Raw genomic sequence first — 20041 nt, 5'->3', positions numbered from 1 at the left:
AGATTATTGATAATGCTTAATCAAGGAATCATTCAAGCAGCTTACGTAATTGCTGCACTTCTGTTTATCTTTAGTTTGCGAGGACTATCAAATCAAGAATCAGCCAAATCTGGGAACATTTATGGCATGATTGGTATGGCAATAGCTCTTATCGCAGCAATTGCCAGCATAAATGGTGGCTTACACTGGATCATTATTGCAATGATTATCGGTGCTGCTATTGGTTTGTATCTAGCAAAAAATGTTGAAATGACACAAATGCCGGAATTGGTTGCTTTATTACATAGCTTTGTAGGTATGGCAGCCGTTCTTGTTGGAATAAACAGCTTTTTAGATCCACACGCGGTTCCACCGAATGAAGTAACAATTCATTTAGTTGAAATTTTTGTAGGTGTATTTATCGGTGCAGTTACTTTCTCAGGATCAATTGTAGCCTTTGGAAAGTTAAATGGTAAAATTAGTTCAAAACCATTATCTCTCCCAAATAAACACTATCTAAATCTAGCAGCAATAGTTGTATCAGTTATCTTGATGTTTACATTTATCAAGGTAGAAACTGGCGCTGGTGCCTTAATTAGTTTACTTATCATGACAATTATTGCTCTAGTGTTTGGTTTCCACCTTGTAGCATCAATTGGTGGTGCGGATATGCCTGTTGTTATCTCAATGCTTAATTCCTATTCTGGTTGGGCGGCAGCAGCTGCAGGCTTTATGTTACAAAATGATCTTCTTATTGTAACTGGTGCGTTAGTGGGTTCTTCTGGTGCAATCCTCTCTTATATTATGTGTAAAGCAATGAATCGTTCATTTATCAGTGTTATCGCTGGTGGATTTGGAAGCGATGGTAGCGCAGCGAGTTCATCAGAAGAAGAACAAGGTGAATACCGTGAAATGCAACCAGCGGAAGTTGCTCAAACCTTAAAAGAAGCTCGCTCAGTGATTATTGTACCAGGTTATGGTATGGCTGTAGCTCAAGCACAAGGTGCAGTAAGCAATATTACTGAAAAACTTCGTGGTATGGGTATTGAAGTCCGTTTTGGTATTCACCCGGTCGCAGGACGTTTACCTGGTCATATGAATGTATTATTAGCCGAAGCCAAAGTTCCTTACGATATTGTATTAGAGATGGATGAAATTAATGATGACTTCCCGGATACCGATGTTGTTTGGGTAATTGGTGCTAACGATACTGTTAACCCAGCAGCAGAAGAAGATCCCAATAGCCCTATCGCAGGTATGCCTGTTTTAGAAGTATGGAAAGCCAAAACAGTCATTATTTCTAAACGTTCAATGAATACTGGCTATGCTGGCGTGCAAAATCCACTATTCTTTAAAGAAAATAGCTATATGCTATTTGGTGATGCTAAAGATAGTGTTGAAAAAGTATTACAAAATTTATAATAGTTGATTATTATAAACATGCTAAATGAACTGCGACTTTTGTCGCAGTTTTTTTGAGCATTAATTTTTATTATTTGAATAATGTATCTGACAAAAAGTTAATTACAAGATAAGTAATTTCACTGTGTATTTCACTTCTCTGACGAATTGCTCCATCTTTACAAATAATTCCTTCACCTTGTTTTTCTTGGTTTAATATCTCTATTGCATTAGTTTTACACATTTGAATAAAACTAAAATGCATTGCATCCGGAATAGTAATATAAGTGGCAGATGACTTTGCTAAAAATTGTTGAAGGTAGCCCGATTCAAGTTGAGCATTTGTATCATCTAAATCAACGCCCGCACCAATAATAAGAGAAGGTATTTTAATTTCTTGCAAGCTTTCAATTGTAAATCCTCTTGTCATACCGGTATCTAAAGATATGAAAGCTTTTATTCTTGGGTCTAACATACTTTTATTTAGCTCTGAATTTGCTAAACCAAGTTCTGATAGCAAATGACAACCTTTCAAATAAGAATGTATCTTACAATCCTGATTAAATAAATTAGTCGAAAATCTAGCGCCAGAAAGCGCAATTACAGACCAACCACCAAGAGAATGCCCTATAGCGGCAATCTGATTAAAATTAACAATATTTGAAAATGTTTGATTGCCAATTAAAGCATCAATTGTTTTACTTAAATCTTGTGTACGTAACCATAGTTTAGATGATTGTTCAATATTACGATCAAATATGGATGTTCCTGGATGATTTGGAGCAGCAACAATATAACCTTTTAAAGCAAGTTCATTAGCAAGCCAACTTAGATTTTGCCAACTTCCACCATAACCATGTGAAAGCAAAGCTAATGGATATTTAGTCGTACTGATTTTCGGTTCAGCATCAGGAGTAACCTCATGACCATAAAAAATAGCATTTTCAGCTATAGTAACAGCGCCATGGTTATTGTTAGTAGGATACCAAACAGCTATATCAAGCGGTCTGCCATCTTGGATATCATAGTGAATTCGCTTAAAACCAATATATTCTGATGCAGAACAAATAAAAGGAAAAAATAGAATAATAAATAAGTTCGTTAATCCTAAAAGGAATTTAGCCATGACATCCAACTTAATAAGGTTCTTTTTATAGTAATTTGAAATATTATAATAAGAAATAGCTTAAAGCCATGATAAAGTGAAGTGATAAACTTTATTTATAATAATTATTATAGTTAAATTCTAAATTAAAATTCGGCAATAAATTAACAACTTGAAAAAATCATTTTTTTTCAAGTTTTACTTGTTCTTTATGATAAAGGTAATAAGCCCCTCGGGAAACCATTCTAAGTTGAAAAATAAGATCTTCAATTAATTTTTGCCGTTGAATAATATCAAAATCAATAGCTTCTGCCCCGGCATTAAAAGCAATAGTAACCATGGCTTCCGCTTGTGCTTCATTATAATGATGTGGCATTTGATTAGCATTATCTAAATAATCGACCAACTCCACAATAAAGTGCTGAATTTCTCGTGCAATAGCCGATCGGAATGCTGAAGATGTTCCTGCTTTTTCTCTAAGCAATAGCAAGAACACTTTAGGATTTTTATCAATAAATTCAATGAATGTCGTTACTGATGTTCGAAGAACACTCCCACCTTTTTCAATACGCTTTCTGGCTTGGCGTAGTAATTGCCGGAGTGTTAAGCCACTTTCATCAACCATCGCTAAACCTAACTCATCCATATCACGAAAATGTCGATAAAAGGAAGTGGCCGCGATGCCTGCTTCACGAGCAACCTCACGCAGACTTAAACTTGCAAAACCTTGTTCCGCATTAAGCTGATTAAACGCAGCATCAATTAAACTTCGACGAGTTCTCTCTTTTTGCTGTGCTCTAACTCCACAGGTTTTAACATTTTTCATTTTTTAATTCAGCACTTTAAAAAAATTAAATTATTTATTCGTTTGTCCTAATAATCGTTCTTTTTCGGCAAATACTTTTGGCATATGATCACGAATGGTTTTCGCAATAGTTTCATAACGCGCGCGTAAAGGCGAACCAGGTCGATAAATTAGGGCTATACTTCGTGTTGGAACCGGATCAGTACACGGAATATAACAGATATTATCTCGAGTACGTTCATTTGGAGCGGCTAATTCAGGAAATAAGGTAATTCCACGTCCTGCTGATATCATACTTCGCAATGTTTCTAAACTTGTTGCTTTAAATTGTTTATCTTCGTCAATTCCTACTTGAAAACAATACCCCATCGCATGTTCACGCAAACAATGACCGTCTTCCAACATTAAAAATTTTTGACCTTTTAAACTGGAAAGTTTAACCGTTGGTTTACTGGCTAGTTCATCATTTGCCGGTACCGCTAAAAACATTGGTTCATTAAATAATGGCAGTTCAATAAATTGTGCGGTTTCTTTTACTTGAGCGATAATGGCACAATCCAATTTACCACTTTCAAGTTGAGCAACAATATTAGCGGTTTGCGCTTCATGTAGATAAAGTTCCAGTTGTGGAAAAGATTCATGTAACACGGTAATGACATGTGGTAGCAAGTAAGGTGCAATAGTTGGGATTAAGCCAATATGCATAGGACCGGACATCTCTTCACCTTGACGGCTGGCCATCTCCTTTAATATTTGGATATTACGTAAAATTTCTTTGGCTTGCTCAACAAGCATCATACCTGTTTGGGTAAACAATACTTTACGACTAGTGCGTTCAAGTAACATTACGCCTAATTCATCTTCAAGTTTTCTGATTTGACCACTTAATGTTGGTTGACTAACATTACAAGCATCAGCTGCTTTACGAAAGTGCCGAAATTCAGCTAATGATACAAAATATTCCAAATCACGAATATTCATAGAGTCCCCAATAAGTTATCAGTTAAAGGTTATATTTGCGAAATAAAAAAATAGAGATATCAACTATTTTATTAAAGTTTATTTATAAATAAGTGCAATCAAACTAATGAGTCATTCAAAATAAAATTTAAAAATATATTCATTAAAATCTTATCGTTTTATTTTTCTAAATTAATCTAGCTAATTGTACTATATAAAGTACTATTGTTGATAATTATGTTCAAAAAATCAAACAGAATATTTAATGATTGCGATGTAAAACACACCATTCTACATGCTATAGCCTTTCTAAGAAAAATGGAAAATTGAAGTAAACTAGGATATAATCGCGCGCTAGATTACTATATAACCATATTTTTATATAACCATATTCAATAGAGGTGCGCTATTTTTAAACAAGTTTCTCGCTTTTATCGTAAAATGTTCCATCACCAAGAACGACAAGAGTCGCACTATATTTCCATCTCACGTAAAGAGCATAATATTTCTCACAAAAATATAAGCGAAAATGCGTTAAAAGTACTATATCGATTAAATAAACAAGGTTATGAAGCCTACTTAGTTGGTGGTTGTATTCGTGATCTTCTTTTAGGCAAAACACCTAAGGATTTCGATATTGCGACCAATGCGACGCCTGAACAGGTTCAAAAGATTTTCCGTAATTGTCGCTTAATTGGTCGACGTTTTCGTTTAGCGCATATTATGTTTGGTAAGGAGATAATCGAGGTTGCTACCTTTAGAGGAGAGCATGATGATCAAAGTGAACAAAAAAATATCTCAAAACGTTCACAATCGGGGATGTTATTGCGTGACAATGTCTATGGGACAATAGAACAAGATGCTGTTCGTCGTGATTTCACGATGAATGCACTTTATTATAATGTTAAAGATTATACTATTCGTGATTATTGTGGTGGCTTAAGTGATTTGCAAAATGGTATTATTCGATTAATAGGCGATCCAGAGACAAGGTATCGCGAAGATCCAGTCCGGATGTTAAGAACAATCCGTTTTGCCGCAAAACTTAATATGAACATTGAGCCTGCTACTGCTGAACCAATAAAAAAACTTGCGCCATTGTTAAAAAACATCCCTTCTGCACGTCTCTTTGATGAATCGTTAAAATTATTGCAATCAGGGTATGGTTATGATACCTATATTTTATTAAAACAGTTTAACTTATTTGAGCAATTGTTTCCTGTAGTTGAACGTTTATTTATACAAAATCATAATGGAAATGTGGAAAAAATAATTGCTCAAGTATTAAAAAATACTGATTACCGAATAGCCAATGAACAACGTGTCAATCCTGCTTATTTATATGCTGTATTTTTTTGGTATCCAATTATAGAACAGACGCAATTAAACTGTGTGGAAAGCGGTCTGCAATATTATGACTCTTTTTCAATGGCAATTAATGATATCTTATGTGAGCAATGCCGTATTATTGCTATACCAAAACGTTTGACTGCAATAATGAGTGATATTTGGCGCCTACAATTACGAATGAAAAAACGTGAAGGGAAACGTGCATTTGTAATTTTAGAACACCAAAAATTCCGCGCTGCTTATGATTTATTAGAAATGCGCGCTTCAGTTGAAAAAGGTGAACTTTTAGATTTAGCTAAATGGTGGGATGAATTTCAACATGTATCGACTGAAAGGAAAATTGCCATGATAAAACAACTTGGTAAAACTAATAAGCGATTTACTAAACGTTAATTTTCATTCGCACTTTTATAAATAACCGCTATAATGTTGAAATAAAATAATCATAATTAAACTCTGATCATTAATGAAAAAATTACCGCTTTCTCGCATTGCTATAGCTGTTACATTTTCCTTATACAATTATAGCAACCAAAGTTACGCAATAGGCTTATCACAAAATGACACTACCAATCCGCAGTGTCTTATTGATGTACCAAGATTTGATCGACCAATCGTTCGTGAAAATATAGATCTATTACCAATTAACACTGAAGCTGATGAATTTGAGACAGTTCATACCAATCTAGCGACTTATACGGGTCATGTTAATGTTACACAAGGTAATCGCTCTGTTCTATCGGATAAAGTTACGATTGATTCTAATGATGCAAATAATCGAATGGCGATATTAGATGGCAATATTACTTATCAAGATAATCTGATACAGGCAAAAGGTGACCATGCATTAATAAATCTCAATAATTATGATTCCAGTATGAATCCGAGTGAATACCATTTAGTTAATAAGCTTGGACGCGGCAACGCTGATGAAGTTAAACTTGAAAAGAATCGCTATGTAATTCTTAAAAATGGTAGTTATACTTCCTGTCCAATAGGTGATAGTGCTTGGAATATCAAAGGGTCAACAATTATTCACGACAATGAAGAACAATTATTAGAAATTTGGAATGCGGTATTTAGAATAGAAAAAGTTCCTGTTCTCTATTCGCCTTATTTACAAATGCCAACTGGCAATAAAAGACGTTCAGGGTTATTAATTCCTAACTTTGGCTACGATAGCGTCGATGGTATAGATTTTTCATTACCTTATTATTGGAATATCGCCCCAAATTATGATGCAACAATAACACCAAGAGTCTTACAACATCGTGGGGTACAACTACAAACAGAATTTCGCTACCTAAATCAACTTGGGCTAGGGACTTTTTCTTTTGACTGGTTACAGCATGATAGTCAATATAGTGAAGATAGGAAAAAAGAAACCAACGGTAATAAATATGATAATAATCGTAATCGATGGTTATTCTATTGGAAAAACGATGAGTTAATTAACTATAATTGGCGTTTCATAGCAGATGTTACCCGAGTGAGTGACAATCAATATTTAACCGATCTCAATTCAAGATATGCTTCTCAAACAGCTGGATATTTAACCCAGCATTATAAAGTTGCTTATAACGATGAAAATTGGGATATCGCTTTAGGTTACAAACACTTTCAGCCATTCCATTATGATATTCTTTACCAGACTCAGCCACAATTAGATATCAATTACTATAATTATGAGCTAGGACCATTAAAATTTAAGACTTTTTCTCAATTGTCGCATTTTATTAATTCCACAGATAATGAACCTGAAGCTTGGCGAGCCCATATTGAACCAACAATTAATTATACTGCGACTAATTCTTGGGCAAATTTATCTGCTGAAACTGGGTTTATGGCAACCCATTACAACCAGAAAAACATATTCAAATATAATATGGAGCACGAAAACCAAAGAATTAAATTAGACCGTAATGTAAATCGTTTTATACCTAAATTTAATATTGATGGTAAAGTTATTTTTGAAAGAGATGTCGATCTAATTGATGGTTATAGCCAAACACTTGAACCAAGAGTGAAATATACTTATATTCCTTATCGCAATCAATCAAATATTAGAAGTTATGATTCAACGCTTTTACAGGCTGATTATACTGGTTTATTTAGAGATCAGACTTATAGTGGATTAGACCGTATTGCATCGACCAATAAACTTGTGAGTGGTGTCACGACACGTTTTTATGACAATAATAAAATTGAAAAATTTAATATGTCTATAGGACAAATAACTTACTTCACTAAATCGAAAACGGGTGATCATAATAATGATTTAGATAAAAATTCTGATACTGGTAGCGTCACTTGGGCGACTGACAATTTCTGGCGAATTAGTGATGATATTATTTTCCGAAGTGGACTTCAATACGATACACGTATCGATAATATCTCACTGGCCAATACGACGTTTGAATTTCGACCATCGAGTGATAAATTAATTCAATTATCTTATCGTTATGCTAATCGTGATTATATTGATACGGTAGACGATAGATATAAGTACTCAGCATATAAAGGTTATAAACAAGATCTGTCTCAAGCTGGAATTATGGCTAGTTGGCCACTATCTGAAAAATTTAGCGCTGTAGGCTCTTATTATTATGATATGAAACAAAAGCAAATTTCTGATAGTTTTATTGGCATAAATTACAGTGATTGTTGTTGGGGCGTAACTGTACAATATGGCCGTAAATTGATTGATTGGGATAATATGGCACAAATAAGTAAATATAAAAATAAACTTTCAATTATGTTTGAAATTAGAGGATTAGGAAATAATCGTGATACAAAAGCCAAGATGTTAAACTTTGGCAAATTACCTTATACAACAACATTTGAATAAACATACTAATAAATTTATTAATATAAATTCAAAATCGCAACAACATGATGAGTTGATTAAATATGAAATTATTAAAACTTTTTATTGCATTAAACTTGAGTGTTAATTTAATGCTTTTAACACCTCTTTCAGCAAATGCGGCACCGAAAGTGGTAGAACAAGTTGCTGCTGTTGTTAATAATAATGTCATTTTAGAAAGTGATGTCAGTGACATGCTAAAAACCATTAAAGCCAGTACCGATCCGAGTTCTTTACCCAATGATAAAATACTAAGACAGCAAATCATTGATCGTCTAATTGTCGAAAAACTTATTTTACAAAGAGCTGCTAAAGCGAAAATTACCATTAGCGAAGATCAAGTTACAGCAGCAATCGAAAACATTGCTGATGAAAATGGTATGACAATAGATGAACTAAGAAGCCGATTATCAACAATGGGAATGAGTTATAGTACATATCGGGATCGAATTCATAACGACATGCTAATTGAACAAGCGCGTTTGCATGAAGTTAGAAACAGAATCCAAATTTCAGATAGAGAAGTTGAAAATTTATCTAAAACAATGGCAAGCCAACCAACAAAAAATATAGATGTCAAAATTAGCCATATCTTAATTGCTATTCCAGAAACGGCTTCGAAACAACAGATTGACAACGCTACCAACAAAGCAATAGATATCATTAATCGAGCCAAAAAAGGGGAAAACTTTGCTAAATTGGCGGCCTCATTTTCTAATGATGACCTCGCCTTAAAAGGTGGTGCTATGGGGTGGAAAAAAATCAATGAGTTACCGACAATTTTTGAAGAGCGACTTATCCGCGCACCAAAAGGAAGCGTTATTGGACCAATCCGTTCAGGTATTGGGCTGCATATATTAAAAGTTGACGATACTCGTGCTGAAGCACCACAAAAAATCACACTTCAAGAAGTTAATGCACGTCATATTTTAATTAAAACTAATGTATTAGTAACTGATCAAATAGCTAAACAAAAGCTTACAGATCTTCGTAAAGCCATCATCAGTGGCACAACGACGTTTACTGCGGCGGCTAAAGCTAATTCTGAGGATACAGGATCAAAAGATAGTGGCGGTAATCTAGGTTGGAATAGACCTGAAATTTATGATGATAGATTCAGAATTGCATTAATAAAATTGAAAAAAGGTGAAATCAGTCAACCTATAAAATCATCTTACGGTTGGCATTTAATCCAACTAATTGATTCAAGGCAAACCGACGGTACTAACTTAGCGAAAAAAGATCAAGCTTATCGACTCATTTTCAATCGTAAATTCGCTGAAGAAGCACAAGTTTGGGTTCAAGAGTTAAAAGGTGATGCATATATCAAAATTACAGGTGAAAACAATAATGAATAATCGTGTTCATCAAGGGCATTTTGCTCGTAAGCGATTTGGTCAAAACTTTCTCCATGATAATTATATTATTGAAAGTATTGTAGCCGCCATACAACCCAAACAAGGTGAAGCCTTAGTTGAAATAGGTCCAGGGCTTGCTGCATTGACAGTACCTGTAAGTAAATTAGTCGATCATCTTACTGTTATTGAAATTGATAGGGATTTAGCTAGTCGATTAGTTGAAAATCCTTTCTTACAAAATAAAATCAGTGTGATTGAACAAGATGCTCTAAGTTTCGATTTTAATCAGTTGTCCGATAGAATAGGTCAGCCATTAAGAGTGTTTGGTAATTTACCTTATAATATTTCAACACCATTGATGTTTCATTTATTTGAATATGCTTCAATCATAACTGATATGCATTTTATGTTACAAAAAGAAGTAGTTACTCGTTTAGTTGCTGCACCTAATAGTAAAGATTACGGCCGCTTAAGTGTCATGGCGCAATATTACTGTCAAATTATTCCTGTTTTAGAAGTACCACCTACTTCTTTTAAACCTGCACCTAAGGTTGATTCAGCTGTAGTTAAACTAATACCTTACAAACAAAAACCATATTTAGTTAATGATATTAAAATCCTTTCACGTATTACTACCGAAGCATTTAATCAGAGACGTAAAACCATTCGTAATAGCTTAGGTAATTTATTCACGGCTGAGCAAATAGATGAACTCGGTATTGATCCAAATTTACGCGCCGAAAATTTGACGGTAGAACAATATTGTTTTTTAGCAAACACTTGGAAATAACCTTATGGCAAACCTAATAATTGGTGATATTCATGGTTGTTATGATGAGTTAATGCGATTACTTGAAAAAGCAGGTTTTTCGTCATCAGATACCTTATGGTTAACTGGCGATTTAGTTGCTAGAGGCCCCAAATCACTTGAAGTTATTAGATTTGTGAAACGCAACAGTCAGCAAATTAGATTAGTTTTAGGTAATCACGACTTACATTTACTATCGATTTATGCCAATGTTACGCAATCAAAAAAGAAGGATAATCTTGACCAACTCATCCATGCCAAGGATTTTGATGAGTTAATGAATTGGTTACGCAAACAACCATTAATTCAGATAGATGAAAAATTAAAACTAATTATGACTCATGCTGGAATTTCACCACAATGGGATCTTGATACATTAAAAAAGTGTGCTCTTGATCTGCAAGTAGTGTTAAGCAGTGACTCATATCCCCTTTTTCTCGACAAAATGTATGGCAATTTTCCTGATGAGTGGTCAGCAGAGTTACAAGGATTAGACCGATTACGCTATATTGCCAATGCATTAACACGAATGCGTTATTGTTACGAAGATGGACGCCTTGATTTTTACTGTAAAAATCAACCAGATGAAGCACCTTCAAAACTAAAGCCTTGGTTTACATTACCAAGTAAAATTCCTGCAGAATATAGTATTGCTTTTGGCCACTGGGCTGCGTTAAATGGCAAAGGTACACCCGAAAATATTTATGCACTCGATACAGGATGTTGTTGGGGTGGAAAATTGACCTGCTTGCGTTTTGAAGATAAAAAATACTTCAAAAAGAAAAATATGGAAACTAAAAGTTAAAAATAAAAAAACAATTTAAGGGTTATTTTATTATGTCTGCACTATCTGTTATCAAATCAATTTGGAAAGTTATCAACTTAATCAGAGAAATTTTTCTTAATCTTGTTTTTTTAATTATTATCCTATTGATTTTTAGTGGTATTGCATTAATTAAAGAATCACAAAAACAGGACATTACTCCTCAATATGGCACATTAGTTATGGACCTTGAAGGGGTGGTTGTCGATAATTCACTTTATAGTGATGAGATGTACGAATTACAAAATAAAATATATGGTAAAAGAATAAATCTATCTCGTGAAAATAGCTTATTCGATTTAGTGCAGAAGATATCACAAGCAACATCTGATCCAAATATTAACAACATGGTGCTAAAACTAGACAATTTTGTTAGTGCAGATATGAGCACTTTACAATATATTGGTAAATATTTAGATAAATTCAAAGCAGCAAATAAACCTATTTACGCTATTGGTTCCAATTTCAACCAAAGCCAATATTATTTGGCTAGTTATGCCAATAAAATTTATCTTACCCCATTAGGTGCTGTTAATGTATTTGGATTATCAGCAAATAATTTATACTACAAAACATTATTAGATAATTTAAAGATTAACACCCACGTTTTCCGTGTCGGAACTTACAAGTCAGCTATTGAACCATTCATCCGAGATAATATGTCAGAAGAAGCGAGAGGTAACGCTTCTCGATGGTTGAATTTAATGTGGAATAACTACCTTAATGACATTTCCGCAGAACGAAAAAAGGCAGAGACACAATTAGTCCCTCCAACCGATAAAATGTTATCCGAACTAAAATCGGTAAACGGCAATATGGCTCAATATGCTTTAGCAAGTGGATTAATTGATGCGATAACTTCTGAATTTGATTTTGAACTAGAAGTTAAAATAAAAAATAAAGTCAGCATATACAATTACCAGCTTAAGGAAAAAGCCGAAGAATCAATTAAAGAACCTAAAATTGCTGTTGTTTTCGTAAATGGTACTATTACTGATGGTGCCAATAATAGTAATATAGCCGGCAGCCAAGATATTGTTAATCAACTAAGAAATATTCGCAAAAAATTAAATAAAAATAAAATACAAGCGGTGGTACTTAGAGTAAATAGCCCGGGTGGAAGCGTTGATGCTTCCGAAGCAATTCGCAGTGAATTAGAGACTTTACATCGATACCAGATCCCTATCGTTGTTTCTATGGGGGGAATGGCTGCTTCAGGCGGATACTGGATATCAACCGCTTCTGATTATATCGTTGCTAGCCCAAATACGATTACGGGTTCAATTGGTATTTTTGGCATTATACCAACATTTGAGAATTCACTTTCACATATTGGGGTTTATAATGATGGCGTTTCAACATCTCCATTGGCAAGTAGTAGCCTAACGCAAAGTTTATCTGCTGAAATGGAACAATTTGTTCAAATGAATATTGATAATGGTTACAGTACTTTTATTTCTTTAGTAGCAAAAAACCGTAAGATGACGATGGAACAAGTCGATCAAATAGCTCAAGGCCAAGTTTGGTTAGGCTCCGAAGCGAGTAAAAATGGCTTAGTGGATAAATTAGGTGATTTTGATGATGCTATTGACATGGCTGCAACATTAGCCAATATTACCGATTACCAAATAGATTGGCAAAAACCGGAAGGAAGTTGGTTCAACGCGCTTTATTCAGATATGATTGCAATGATGCCAAAATCAACAGCTGAGGTATTTTTTGAACAGATCCCAGAAGTAAAACAAATTAAGCAACAAATCTCAGTATGGGATAAATTCAAAGATGCACAAAACCGTTATATATACTGTTTAAATTGTGCCGATATTAGATAATAAAAAAGTCCACCACAAAGGTGGATTTTTTTTATTTTTTTGTCTGGAAAAAATAACGCATATTATCCATAGCCATTTGAATAGTTTTATAATTAGGTTTCTCATCTACTTGATTATTATGACAATCATAATAATGGCTAATACCAAGACGATTAACAAAATAGATGTTATCTTTGGTTCGAACAGCATAAGAACTATAATTCGACATTAATAACCAATCTCGATCTAATATCGGGCTAAACAAATCATAACCTGTCGAGTAATCACTAATATCATTTTCAACATGTAAATAATGCCGCATTATTGTTGGTACTACATCTTCATGGCTAGTAAATTTATTTATATTATCGCTCATGTGTTGAAGATCTTTTGCCCCAACAATAATAAAAGGAACTTTAGTTTGTGCATCAGTATAGTTACCATTATGCCCCCAAAAACCTAGTTTATTGTCATTCATTTCTTGTGAATGGTCACCAGTGATAATAATCAAGGTATTTTCTAATGAACCAGACTGTTTGAGTTCATCATAGACTTTTTGCAGTAAAAAATCATCATAATAGACACTTTGTTTATAGCGATTAAAAATTGGTTCAGGATCGGTATCGTTATTTAATGTCATGTAATTAAGTTCACCGACTGGTTGGAATTTTATGTCAAAGTCTTTAGGAAAATCATAAGCATGTGGAGCATCAAAAAATAAGAATGAAAAACTCGGTTTAGATTGATCTCTTGTTTTATACCAATTTAGCCAATCCTCCGTTAACTGTTTATCTCGACTCGACGCCTTACCATCTCTACTGCTAATTCTTAAATCCTTGATAGTCAAAAACGCCGTACGATCAAATTCAGGGGCGGTAACTTTGGCTGAAGTAAATATACCAATATTATAATTTTCTTTTTGCAAAGTGGTTATAAATAACGATGGGATCCGGTTTCTTAAAAAAGCATCCCAATACGTGCCGGGAATACCATAAAAAAGTCCAAAAATACCAGTTCGAGTTGCATTGCCTGTTGAATAATGATTATTGAAAATTATTCCATTATTCTGTTGTACAAAATTGTAGGTATTAGGAGAAATTTGTTGACTAAAAGTATCATACCTCCAAGAATCCAAAACAATAAACATGATATTTGGTGTTGTTTTATTACTAGGATTAACTAAAAGCTCATTTTTAGGGTAATGGATAGTGGCGTGTAGGTTATCCTTTTCTAGGAATGTTTTATGTTGACCGGATTTATCAAAAAATCCCATTATTTTTTTTGAGGTAAAGGGACGATATAATGGAATGTATTCTTTAACAATCATAATGGGAGAATAACCATAATAGAATGCCACCATATGGACCAAATGACTAATAAAAAAACAACTTAGAAGAAATAGTGTCGAAATGACTAATGTTTTAGATCGATCATTGTGTTGGTTACATTTTTTATCTAACAGATAAATAATTAAATATTCTATCCCGAAAGATACCAATATTAATATAAACATTAAAACATAAGTGATAGTTGAAAAATCGACAACTTGCCCAGAAAAAACCATTGAGAGTACCGACTCATTAATATGAAATCGATATTGTTGGAAGACAATAGTGTCAATGTACAATGCAATTTGTAATAAACTAAATATAATTGCTAGGCAGCTATTACTTAAAACTCTCTTCATGCAAATGAGAGGAATACATAAAATAAAAAGTAATAAATAAAACGAGAAAAAATGTCCTAATACAGCAAATAGCGAGAAAAATCCCCCATCCCAACTAAATGATGCACCAGGTACCCAAAAATATCGGATAGCAATAATAGATGAAATAAAAATATTTACTAACACAAATGAATAAAGTTTTTTCATAGAGATCCAAAGGTAAAAAATTTAAAAGTCTTTAATAATAGCTATTATTCTACTTAAAATTGGTACTTTCCTTAAAATTTTTAACAAAAAAAGATAAATATGTCGAGCTTAATATAACCTTAACAAAAAGGGTTCTTTATAGAGTCCTCTGTGAATATAATGAGCGGTTGGTTATCTACGATCAGCGAATATTCGTAGTAACATAATAAATAAATTGATAAAGTCGAGATAGAGTGTTAATGCACCTAATATCACATAACGTCTAAACATATTTTGATCATTTTGTGATAAGTTGACACCAAATTCTTTAAGTTTTTGCGTATCATAAGCGGTTAATCCAGCAAACACAAAAACACCAATATAGGTTATAGCCCACATTAGTGGTGCATTTTGCAAAAATATATTAACTAGGGAGGCGATAACAATACCAATTAATCCCATGAATAAAAAACTACCTAAACCAGATAAATTACGTTTAGTGGTATAACCATAAACCGCTAATGCACTAAACATTCCAGCAGTAATAAAAAAGACACTGGCAATGGAAGATGACGTATAATATAGAAAATATATAGAAAAAGTACAACCATTTAGAACTGAATAAAGCATAAATAAAGTGGTTGCTGTAGCTCCAGATAATCGATTAATCATTCCTGAAATAGCAAAAACTAAACCAATTTCGGCAATCAAAAGCACCCACATTATACGCGCTAAAAACATAACAAGTTGATCATTATTTGATGCAAACCAAGCAACAAATGCAGTTAAAAGTAAACCAACAGCCATCCATACACATGACTCATATATGTTTGGATGCGACTACCAGTCTGTTCTATAATTGAACCATTTGGGGTATAACTAGACATATCCTTCCTCTTATGAAAATAACATAACAACTGTATTATATATTAAATAAGGATTAATACCATTTCTTCAAGGTTTTTAAATCGGATTCCTTTGCTTTTACCCAATTTTGCCCGCTAGCAGTCTGTTCCTTTTTCCAAAATGGAGCCTCATTTTTTAAAATATCCATTATAAACTCTGTAGTTGCAAAAGCATCACTACGATGAGTTGAACTCACACCAACAAACACAATACTTTCATTAGCATAAATTTTACCAACACGGTGGACTATCGCAACTCGATTAATCGCCCATCTACTTCTGGCTTGATTAATAATATTACCTAACACTTTTTCAGTCATTTCAGGGTAATGTTCTAGTGTTAAACTAATAACTTGATTTTCAAAACTTCGCACCTTTCCCATAAATGTCACTACTGCACCATCTGCTGGTGATTCATAAAGCCAAGTGATCAATGAACTAACATCGATGGGAGATTGGTTAACTTGGATAATATTCATATTGTTAACCGCCTGTTACTGGAGGGAAAAAGGCTATTTCATCATCCTCTTGAATAATATAGTCATAGTTAACTAAAGTCTGATTGACTGCACATAATACAGTTTTTTCTTTTAATGCTAATGACCATTTATTGCCACGCAAACTTAGTTGTTCTAAAAGTTGCGATATTGACATTTGCTCTACCGCTAATTCAAGTTTATTAACCCCTACTAGCTCTCTAGTTTGTGCAAAAAAAATAATTTTATTCATACTATCACTGTTTTGTTGCATTATATTCGCCTGATTTACCACCAATTTTATTGAGTAAGCGAACCTGATTAATGATCATATCTTTTTGATTAGCTTTGCACATATCATATATTGTTAATGCGGCTACCGTAGCGGCAACTAATGCCTCCATTTCAACCCCAGTTTGACCTGTCAACCGACAAATAGATTCAATCCTAACACTATGATTTTCAAATAGGGGTTCAATATTGACTTCTATTTTACTCAGGAGTAGTGGATGACAAAGTGGAATCAAATCCCATGTTCGTTTAGCCGCTTGAATGCCTGCAATTCTTGCTGTAGCGAAAACATCACCTTTATGATGCTTTCCTTCAATAATCAGATTAAATGTTTCCGCATTCATTAAAACGATGGATTCTGCCCGAGCTTCTCGTAAAGTTGACTGTTTTTCAGAAACATCAACCATATAAGCATCACCTCGTTGATTAATATGTGAAAATGAGGCTGACATTTTTATTTACCTCTAAATATTATATTGTACTTTACTACTTAAGATAGCAAATTTTATTTATGGAGACTACTTCCCTATAAATTATCATATAAATAAAGTTTTTACATAGTTCATTTAGAAACAATCAATTTATCTGCGTAAGTTTTGCGAGTTAAATAAAATCTGCGTACAATAGCAATTTTAAATAATAGTGATTGTTAATGCTGATTGCTCATGTAGCCTTACCGGTACCCCTTTATCAATTGTTTGATTACAAACTAACCTTACCTGCTGAAATTGGTATGCGGGTTAAAGTGCCTTTTGGTAAACGAGAGGCGATTGGAATCATCGTTAAAATTGATCAGCAAACAACTTTCGATATTGAAAGTTTAAAAGCAATTACTTCAGTTATCGACGAAAAAAGACTCTTTTCGCAACCAATTTGGCAATTATTAAATTGGGCGACAGGTTATTATCATTTTCCAATTGGTGAAGTCATGTTTCATGCCATGCCCGTTCTCTTAAGGCAAGGTCGCCAAGCGATTAATGATGGTATAAAACAGTGGCAATTAACACTCCAAGGGCAACAAATTGATTTAGATCTGTTAACAAAAACGCCTAAACAAAAGTTATTATTAGCTTCACTTAGAAATAATGATTTAGATCAAAGTAATTTTAGCTCAAGTATTTATCAGGAATTACAAAAAAAACAACTTATAGAATTAGTCTATCGTCAACCTGAAAAAATTTGCTGGCAGACAAATTATTCAACCAATCCAACATCAATCCAATTAAACGATGAACAATCTAACGCTATAGCGACGATTAATCAAAAGAATAAACAATTTGCTGTATTTTTGCTTGATGGCATAACGGGTTCAGGCAAGACTGAAGTTTATCTGAATATAATTGCAGATGTTTTATCACAAGGGAAACAGGCTTTAGTTTTAGTTCCGGAAATAGGTTTAACCCCACAAACAATTAAACGCTTCAAGCAACGCTTTAATGCCCCGATTGATATTTTACACTCAGGCTTAACCGATAAGGAACGTTTAGAGGTTTGGTTAAGAAGTAAAGATGGTGAAAATGCCATTGTTGTTGGCACCCGCTCTTCGCTTTTTACGCCATTCAAAGATTTGGGCATCATTATTATCGATGAAGAACATGATAGTTCTTACAAACAACAAGAAGGATGGCGTTATAATGCTAGAGATTTGGCAATTATCCGAGCAAAAATTGAAAATATAACTATTGTTTTAGGATCGGCAACTCCTTCTCTTGAAACCATCAACAATGCACAAACGCATAAATACCAACAACTCAAGCTGACACAAAGGGCAGGTAATGCCAAACTAGCCAAACAATCTATTTTGGATATTCGTGGCATGGCTTTAGCTTCGGGATTATCTCAACCACTAATAGAACAGATAAGAGCACACTTAAATAACAATAATCAAGTTATGTTATTTCTTAACCGTCGAGGATTCGCGCCATTAATTATTTGTCATGATTGTGGTTGGATTGCCGAATGTCCACGTTGTGATCGCCCTTATACTTTTCATAAAAAGCAAAATAAATTAATTTGTCATTATTGTGATACACCAAGAGAAGTACCCAAGCAGTGCCCTAAATGTGGTTCCACCCAATTACTACCAATTGGATTTGGAACAGAGCAACTTGAAAAACAACTTAATCTGTTGTTCCCCAATATAAAAGTTACCCGTATTGATCGTGATACCATAACTAAAAAAGAGGCATTGAATAGTTATTTACATGACATTCATGAAGGTGGTGCCCATATTCTAGTCGGTACTCAAATTCTAGCTAAAGGTCATCACTTTCCTGATGTGACATTAGTTGGCATAGTTGATGTTGATGGCGCCTTGTTTTCAAGCGATTTCCGGGCAACAGAAAGATTTGCACAAATCTATACTCAAGTCTCAGGTAGAGCTGGTCGTGAAACAAAAGCCGGAGAAGTTATTCTGCAAACCTATCATCCACAACATCCTTTATTAAACATTCTACTAACTCAAGGCTATCCGGCATTTGCAAAGCAAACTTTACTTGAACGTCAACAAACTTTATTACCACCATTTAGCTATCAAGTGTTAATCCGTGCTGCCGACCGCAATAACTTACAAGCCCCAAAATTTTTACAGCGTATTCATGATTGGTTAAAAGCGAACTATAACCATAATTTATGGCAGCTTGGACCTATGCCTGCAAGTCAACCTAAAAAAGCTGGTTATAATCGTTGGCAATTATTATTGCAACATACCAATAGACAATTATTGCAGCAAATATTAGATAACCTACTAACAGTTATTGAGCAGTGGGATGATGTTTCAAAAGTAAGATGGAGTATTGATGTTGATCCAATTGATAATTAGAAATATCTTCCAACAGCTTCTCTGTTGGAAGATAGAATATTTATAAGGTAATTTTTCCTATATTTTTATCAAGTGTTGCTTGGCCAATTCCTGAAACCTCTTTTAATTGTTCTAGCGAAACAAAAGGCCCAAATTTTTCCCGATACTCGATGATCTTCTGAGCTTTACTCAGTCCAATACCAGTTAATACTTTACTTAACTCTTCAGCCGTTGCCGTATTAATATTAACTTGTACAACTTGTTTTTGCTCTCCTTTGGTTGTGATATCGGATTTTGAATCAGCAAAACTTCCAGTTGAAAAAAATAATGATGTGAATAAAAGGCAAAATAATGTAAAAATTTTCATTTAAATAAACTCCAAAATAATTAAGCAACTAAATTTGCATAATCACTATCTCATGGAGTTAATAAAATAAATTTTAATAATTAC

The 20041-nt window shown here is 33.8% G+C and carries 16 protein-coding genes and 1 pseudogene; 8 read left to right on the top strand and 9 right to left on the bottom strand.

Translation table 11 applies throughout. The annotated features are described in order from the left end of the window. Positions 1-12 precede the first annotated feature (12 nt). The gene (gene pntB / locus DKK79_RS02180; RefSeq protein ID WP_110422654.1) at positions 13-1401 is read left to right on the top strand and encodes a Re/Si-specific NAD(P)(+) transhydrogenase subunit beta; all 1389 of its coding nucleotides are present in this window, start codon (positions 13-15) and stop codon (positions 1399-1401) included. 70 nt (positions 1402-1471) lie between these two features. Here pntB and DKK79_RS02175 read toward each other — a convergent pair whose 3' ends face one another. The 3 genes from DKK79_RS02175 to oxyR all read right to left on the bottom strand — a co-directional run bounded on the left by DKK79_RS02175 (position 1472) and on the right by oxyR (position 4271). After that, positions 1472-2506, bottom strand: coding sequence for an alpha/beta hydrolase family protein (locus tag DKK79_RS02175; protein WP_110422653.1), 1035 nt, complete (start codon positions 2504-2506; stop codon positions 1472-1474). 160 nt (positions 2507-2666) lie between these two features. Next, positions 2667-3311 (bottom strand): HTH-type transcriptional repressor FabR, encoded by a 645-nt coding sequence (gene fabR / locus DKK79_RS02170; RefSeq protein ID WP_110422652.1) that lies wholly within the window; start codon positions 3309-3311, stop codon positions 2667-2669. Between the two features lie 30 nt (positions 3312-3341). Beyond that, complete coding sequence (gene oxyR / locus DKK79_RS02165) at positions 3342-4271, bottom strand: DNA-binding transcriptional regulator OxyR (protein WP_110422651.1); 930 nt, start codon at positions 4269-4271, stop codon at positions 3342-3344. A gap of 420 nt (positions 4272-4691) precedes the next feature. Between oxyR and pcnB the strand changes: the two genes are divergently transcribed. The 6 genes from pcnB (at position 4692) to sppA (ending at position 13287) form a co-directional block, all read left to right on the top strand. Next, on the top strand, positions 4692-5993 hold the full coding sequence (pcnB, locus tag DKK79_RS02160) for a polynucleotide adenylyltransferase PcnB (RefSeq protein WP_110422650.1): 1302 nt from the start codon (positions 4692-4694) through the stop codon (positions 5991-5993). A gap of 73 nt (positions 5994-6066) precedes the next feature. After that, positions 6067-8448, top strand: a complete 2382-nt coding sequence (gene lptD, locus DKK79_RS02155; protein ID WP_110422649.1) for an LPS assembly protein LptD — start codon at positions 6067-6069, stop codon at positions 8446-8448. Between the two features lie 62 nt (positions 8449-8510). Beyond that, entirely contained in the window at positions 8511-9824 is a 1314-nt protein-coding gene (gene surA / locus DKK79_RS02150) for a peptidylprolyl isomerase SurA (protein ID WP_110422648.1), read from the top strand. After that, entirely contained in the window at positions 9817-10614 is a 798-nt protein-coding gene (gene rsmA, locus DKK79_RS02145) for a 16S rRNA (adenine(1518)-N(6)/adenine(1519)-N(6))-dimethyltransferase RsmA (protein WP_110422647.1), read from the top strand. The genes surA and rsmA overlap by 8 nt, the downstream gene beginning before the upstream one ends. A 4-nt stretch (positions 10615-10618) precedes the next feature. Beyond that, complete coding sequence (gene apaH / locus DKK79_RS02140; RefSeq protein WP_110422646.1) at positions 10619-11437, top strand: bis(5'-nucleosyl)-tetraphosphatase (symmetrical) ApaH; 819 nt, start codon at positions 10619-10621, stop codon at positions 11435-11437. Between the two features lie 32 nt (positions 11438-11469). Then, entirely contained in the window at positions 11470-13287 is a 1818-nt protein-coding gene (gene sppA / locus DKK79_RS02135; protein WP_110422645.1) for a signal peptide peptidase SppA, read from the top strand. Between the two features lie 31 nt (positions 13288-13318). Here sppA and DKK79_RS02130 read toward each other — a convergent pair whose 3' ends face one another. The 5 genes and pseudogenes from DKK79_RS02130 to moaC form a co-directional block, all read right to left on the bottom strand. Continuing rightward, complete coding sequence (locus tag DKK79_RS02130) at positions 13319-15139, bottom strand: DUF3413 domain-containing protein (RefSeq protein ID WP_110422644.1); 1821 nt, start codon at positions 15137-15139, stop codon at positions 13319-13321. A gap of 171 nt (positions 15140-15310) precedes the next feature. Beyond that, positions 15311-16005 (bottom strand): annotated as a pseudogene (locus tag DKK79_RS02125) (Bax inhibitor-1/YccA family protein). Between the two features lie 53 nt (positions 16006-16058). Then, positions 16059-16502, bottom strand: coding sequence for a molybdopterin synthase catalytic subunit MoaE (moaE, locus tag DKK79_RS02120; protein ID WP_110422643.1), 444 nt, complete (start codon positions 16500-16502; stop codon positions 16059-16061). Positions 16503-16506: 4 nt separating this feature from the next. Continuing rightward, on the bottom strand, positions 16507-16752 hold the full coding sequence (gene moaD, locus DKK79_RS02115; protein ID WP_110423288.1) for a molybdopterin synthase sulfur carrier subunit: 246 nt from the start codon (positions 16750-16752) through the stop codon (positions 16507-16509). Between the two features lie 4 nt (positions 16753-16756). Continuing rightward, positions 16757-17242: a cyclic pyranopterin monophosphate synthase MoaC gene (gene moaC, locus DKK79_RS02110; RefSeq protein WP_110422642.1), complete on the bottom strand. Its 486-nt coding sequence runs from the start codon at positions 17240-17242 to the stop codon at positions 16757-16759. Positions 17243-17442: 200 nt separating this feature from the next. Here moaC and priA point away from each other — a divergent pair, with 200 nt between their 5' ends. Further along, on the top strand, positions 17443-19611 hold the full coding sequence (gene priA / locus DKK79_RS02105; RefSeq protein ID WP_110422641.1) for a primosomal protein N': 2169 nt from the start codon (positions 17443-17445) through the stop codon (positions 19609-19611). A 40-nt stretch (positions 19612-19651) separates the two neighbouring features. Here the strand turns inward: priA and DKK79_RS02100 are convergent, their stop codons facing one another. Continuing rightward, positions 19652-19957, bottom strand: a complete 306-nt coding sequence (locus DKK79_RS02100; RefSeq protein ID WP_110422640.1) for a ComEA family DNA-binding protein — start codon at positions 19955-19957, stop codon at positions 19652-19654. Positions 19958-20041 lie beyond the last annotated feature (84 nt).

It is taken from the genome of Gilliamella apicola (genome assembly GCF_003202915.1).
Taxonomy (GTDB): domain Bacteria; phylum Pseudomonadota; class Gammaproteobacteria; order Enterobacterales; family Orbaceae; genus Gilliamella; species Gilliamella apicola_Q.
The sequence above is the reverse complement of the archived record's forward strand: the minus strand, read 5'-3'. Positions and strand labels throughout refer to the sequence as shown.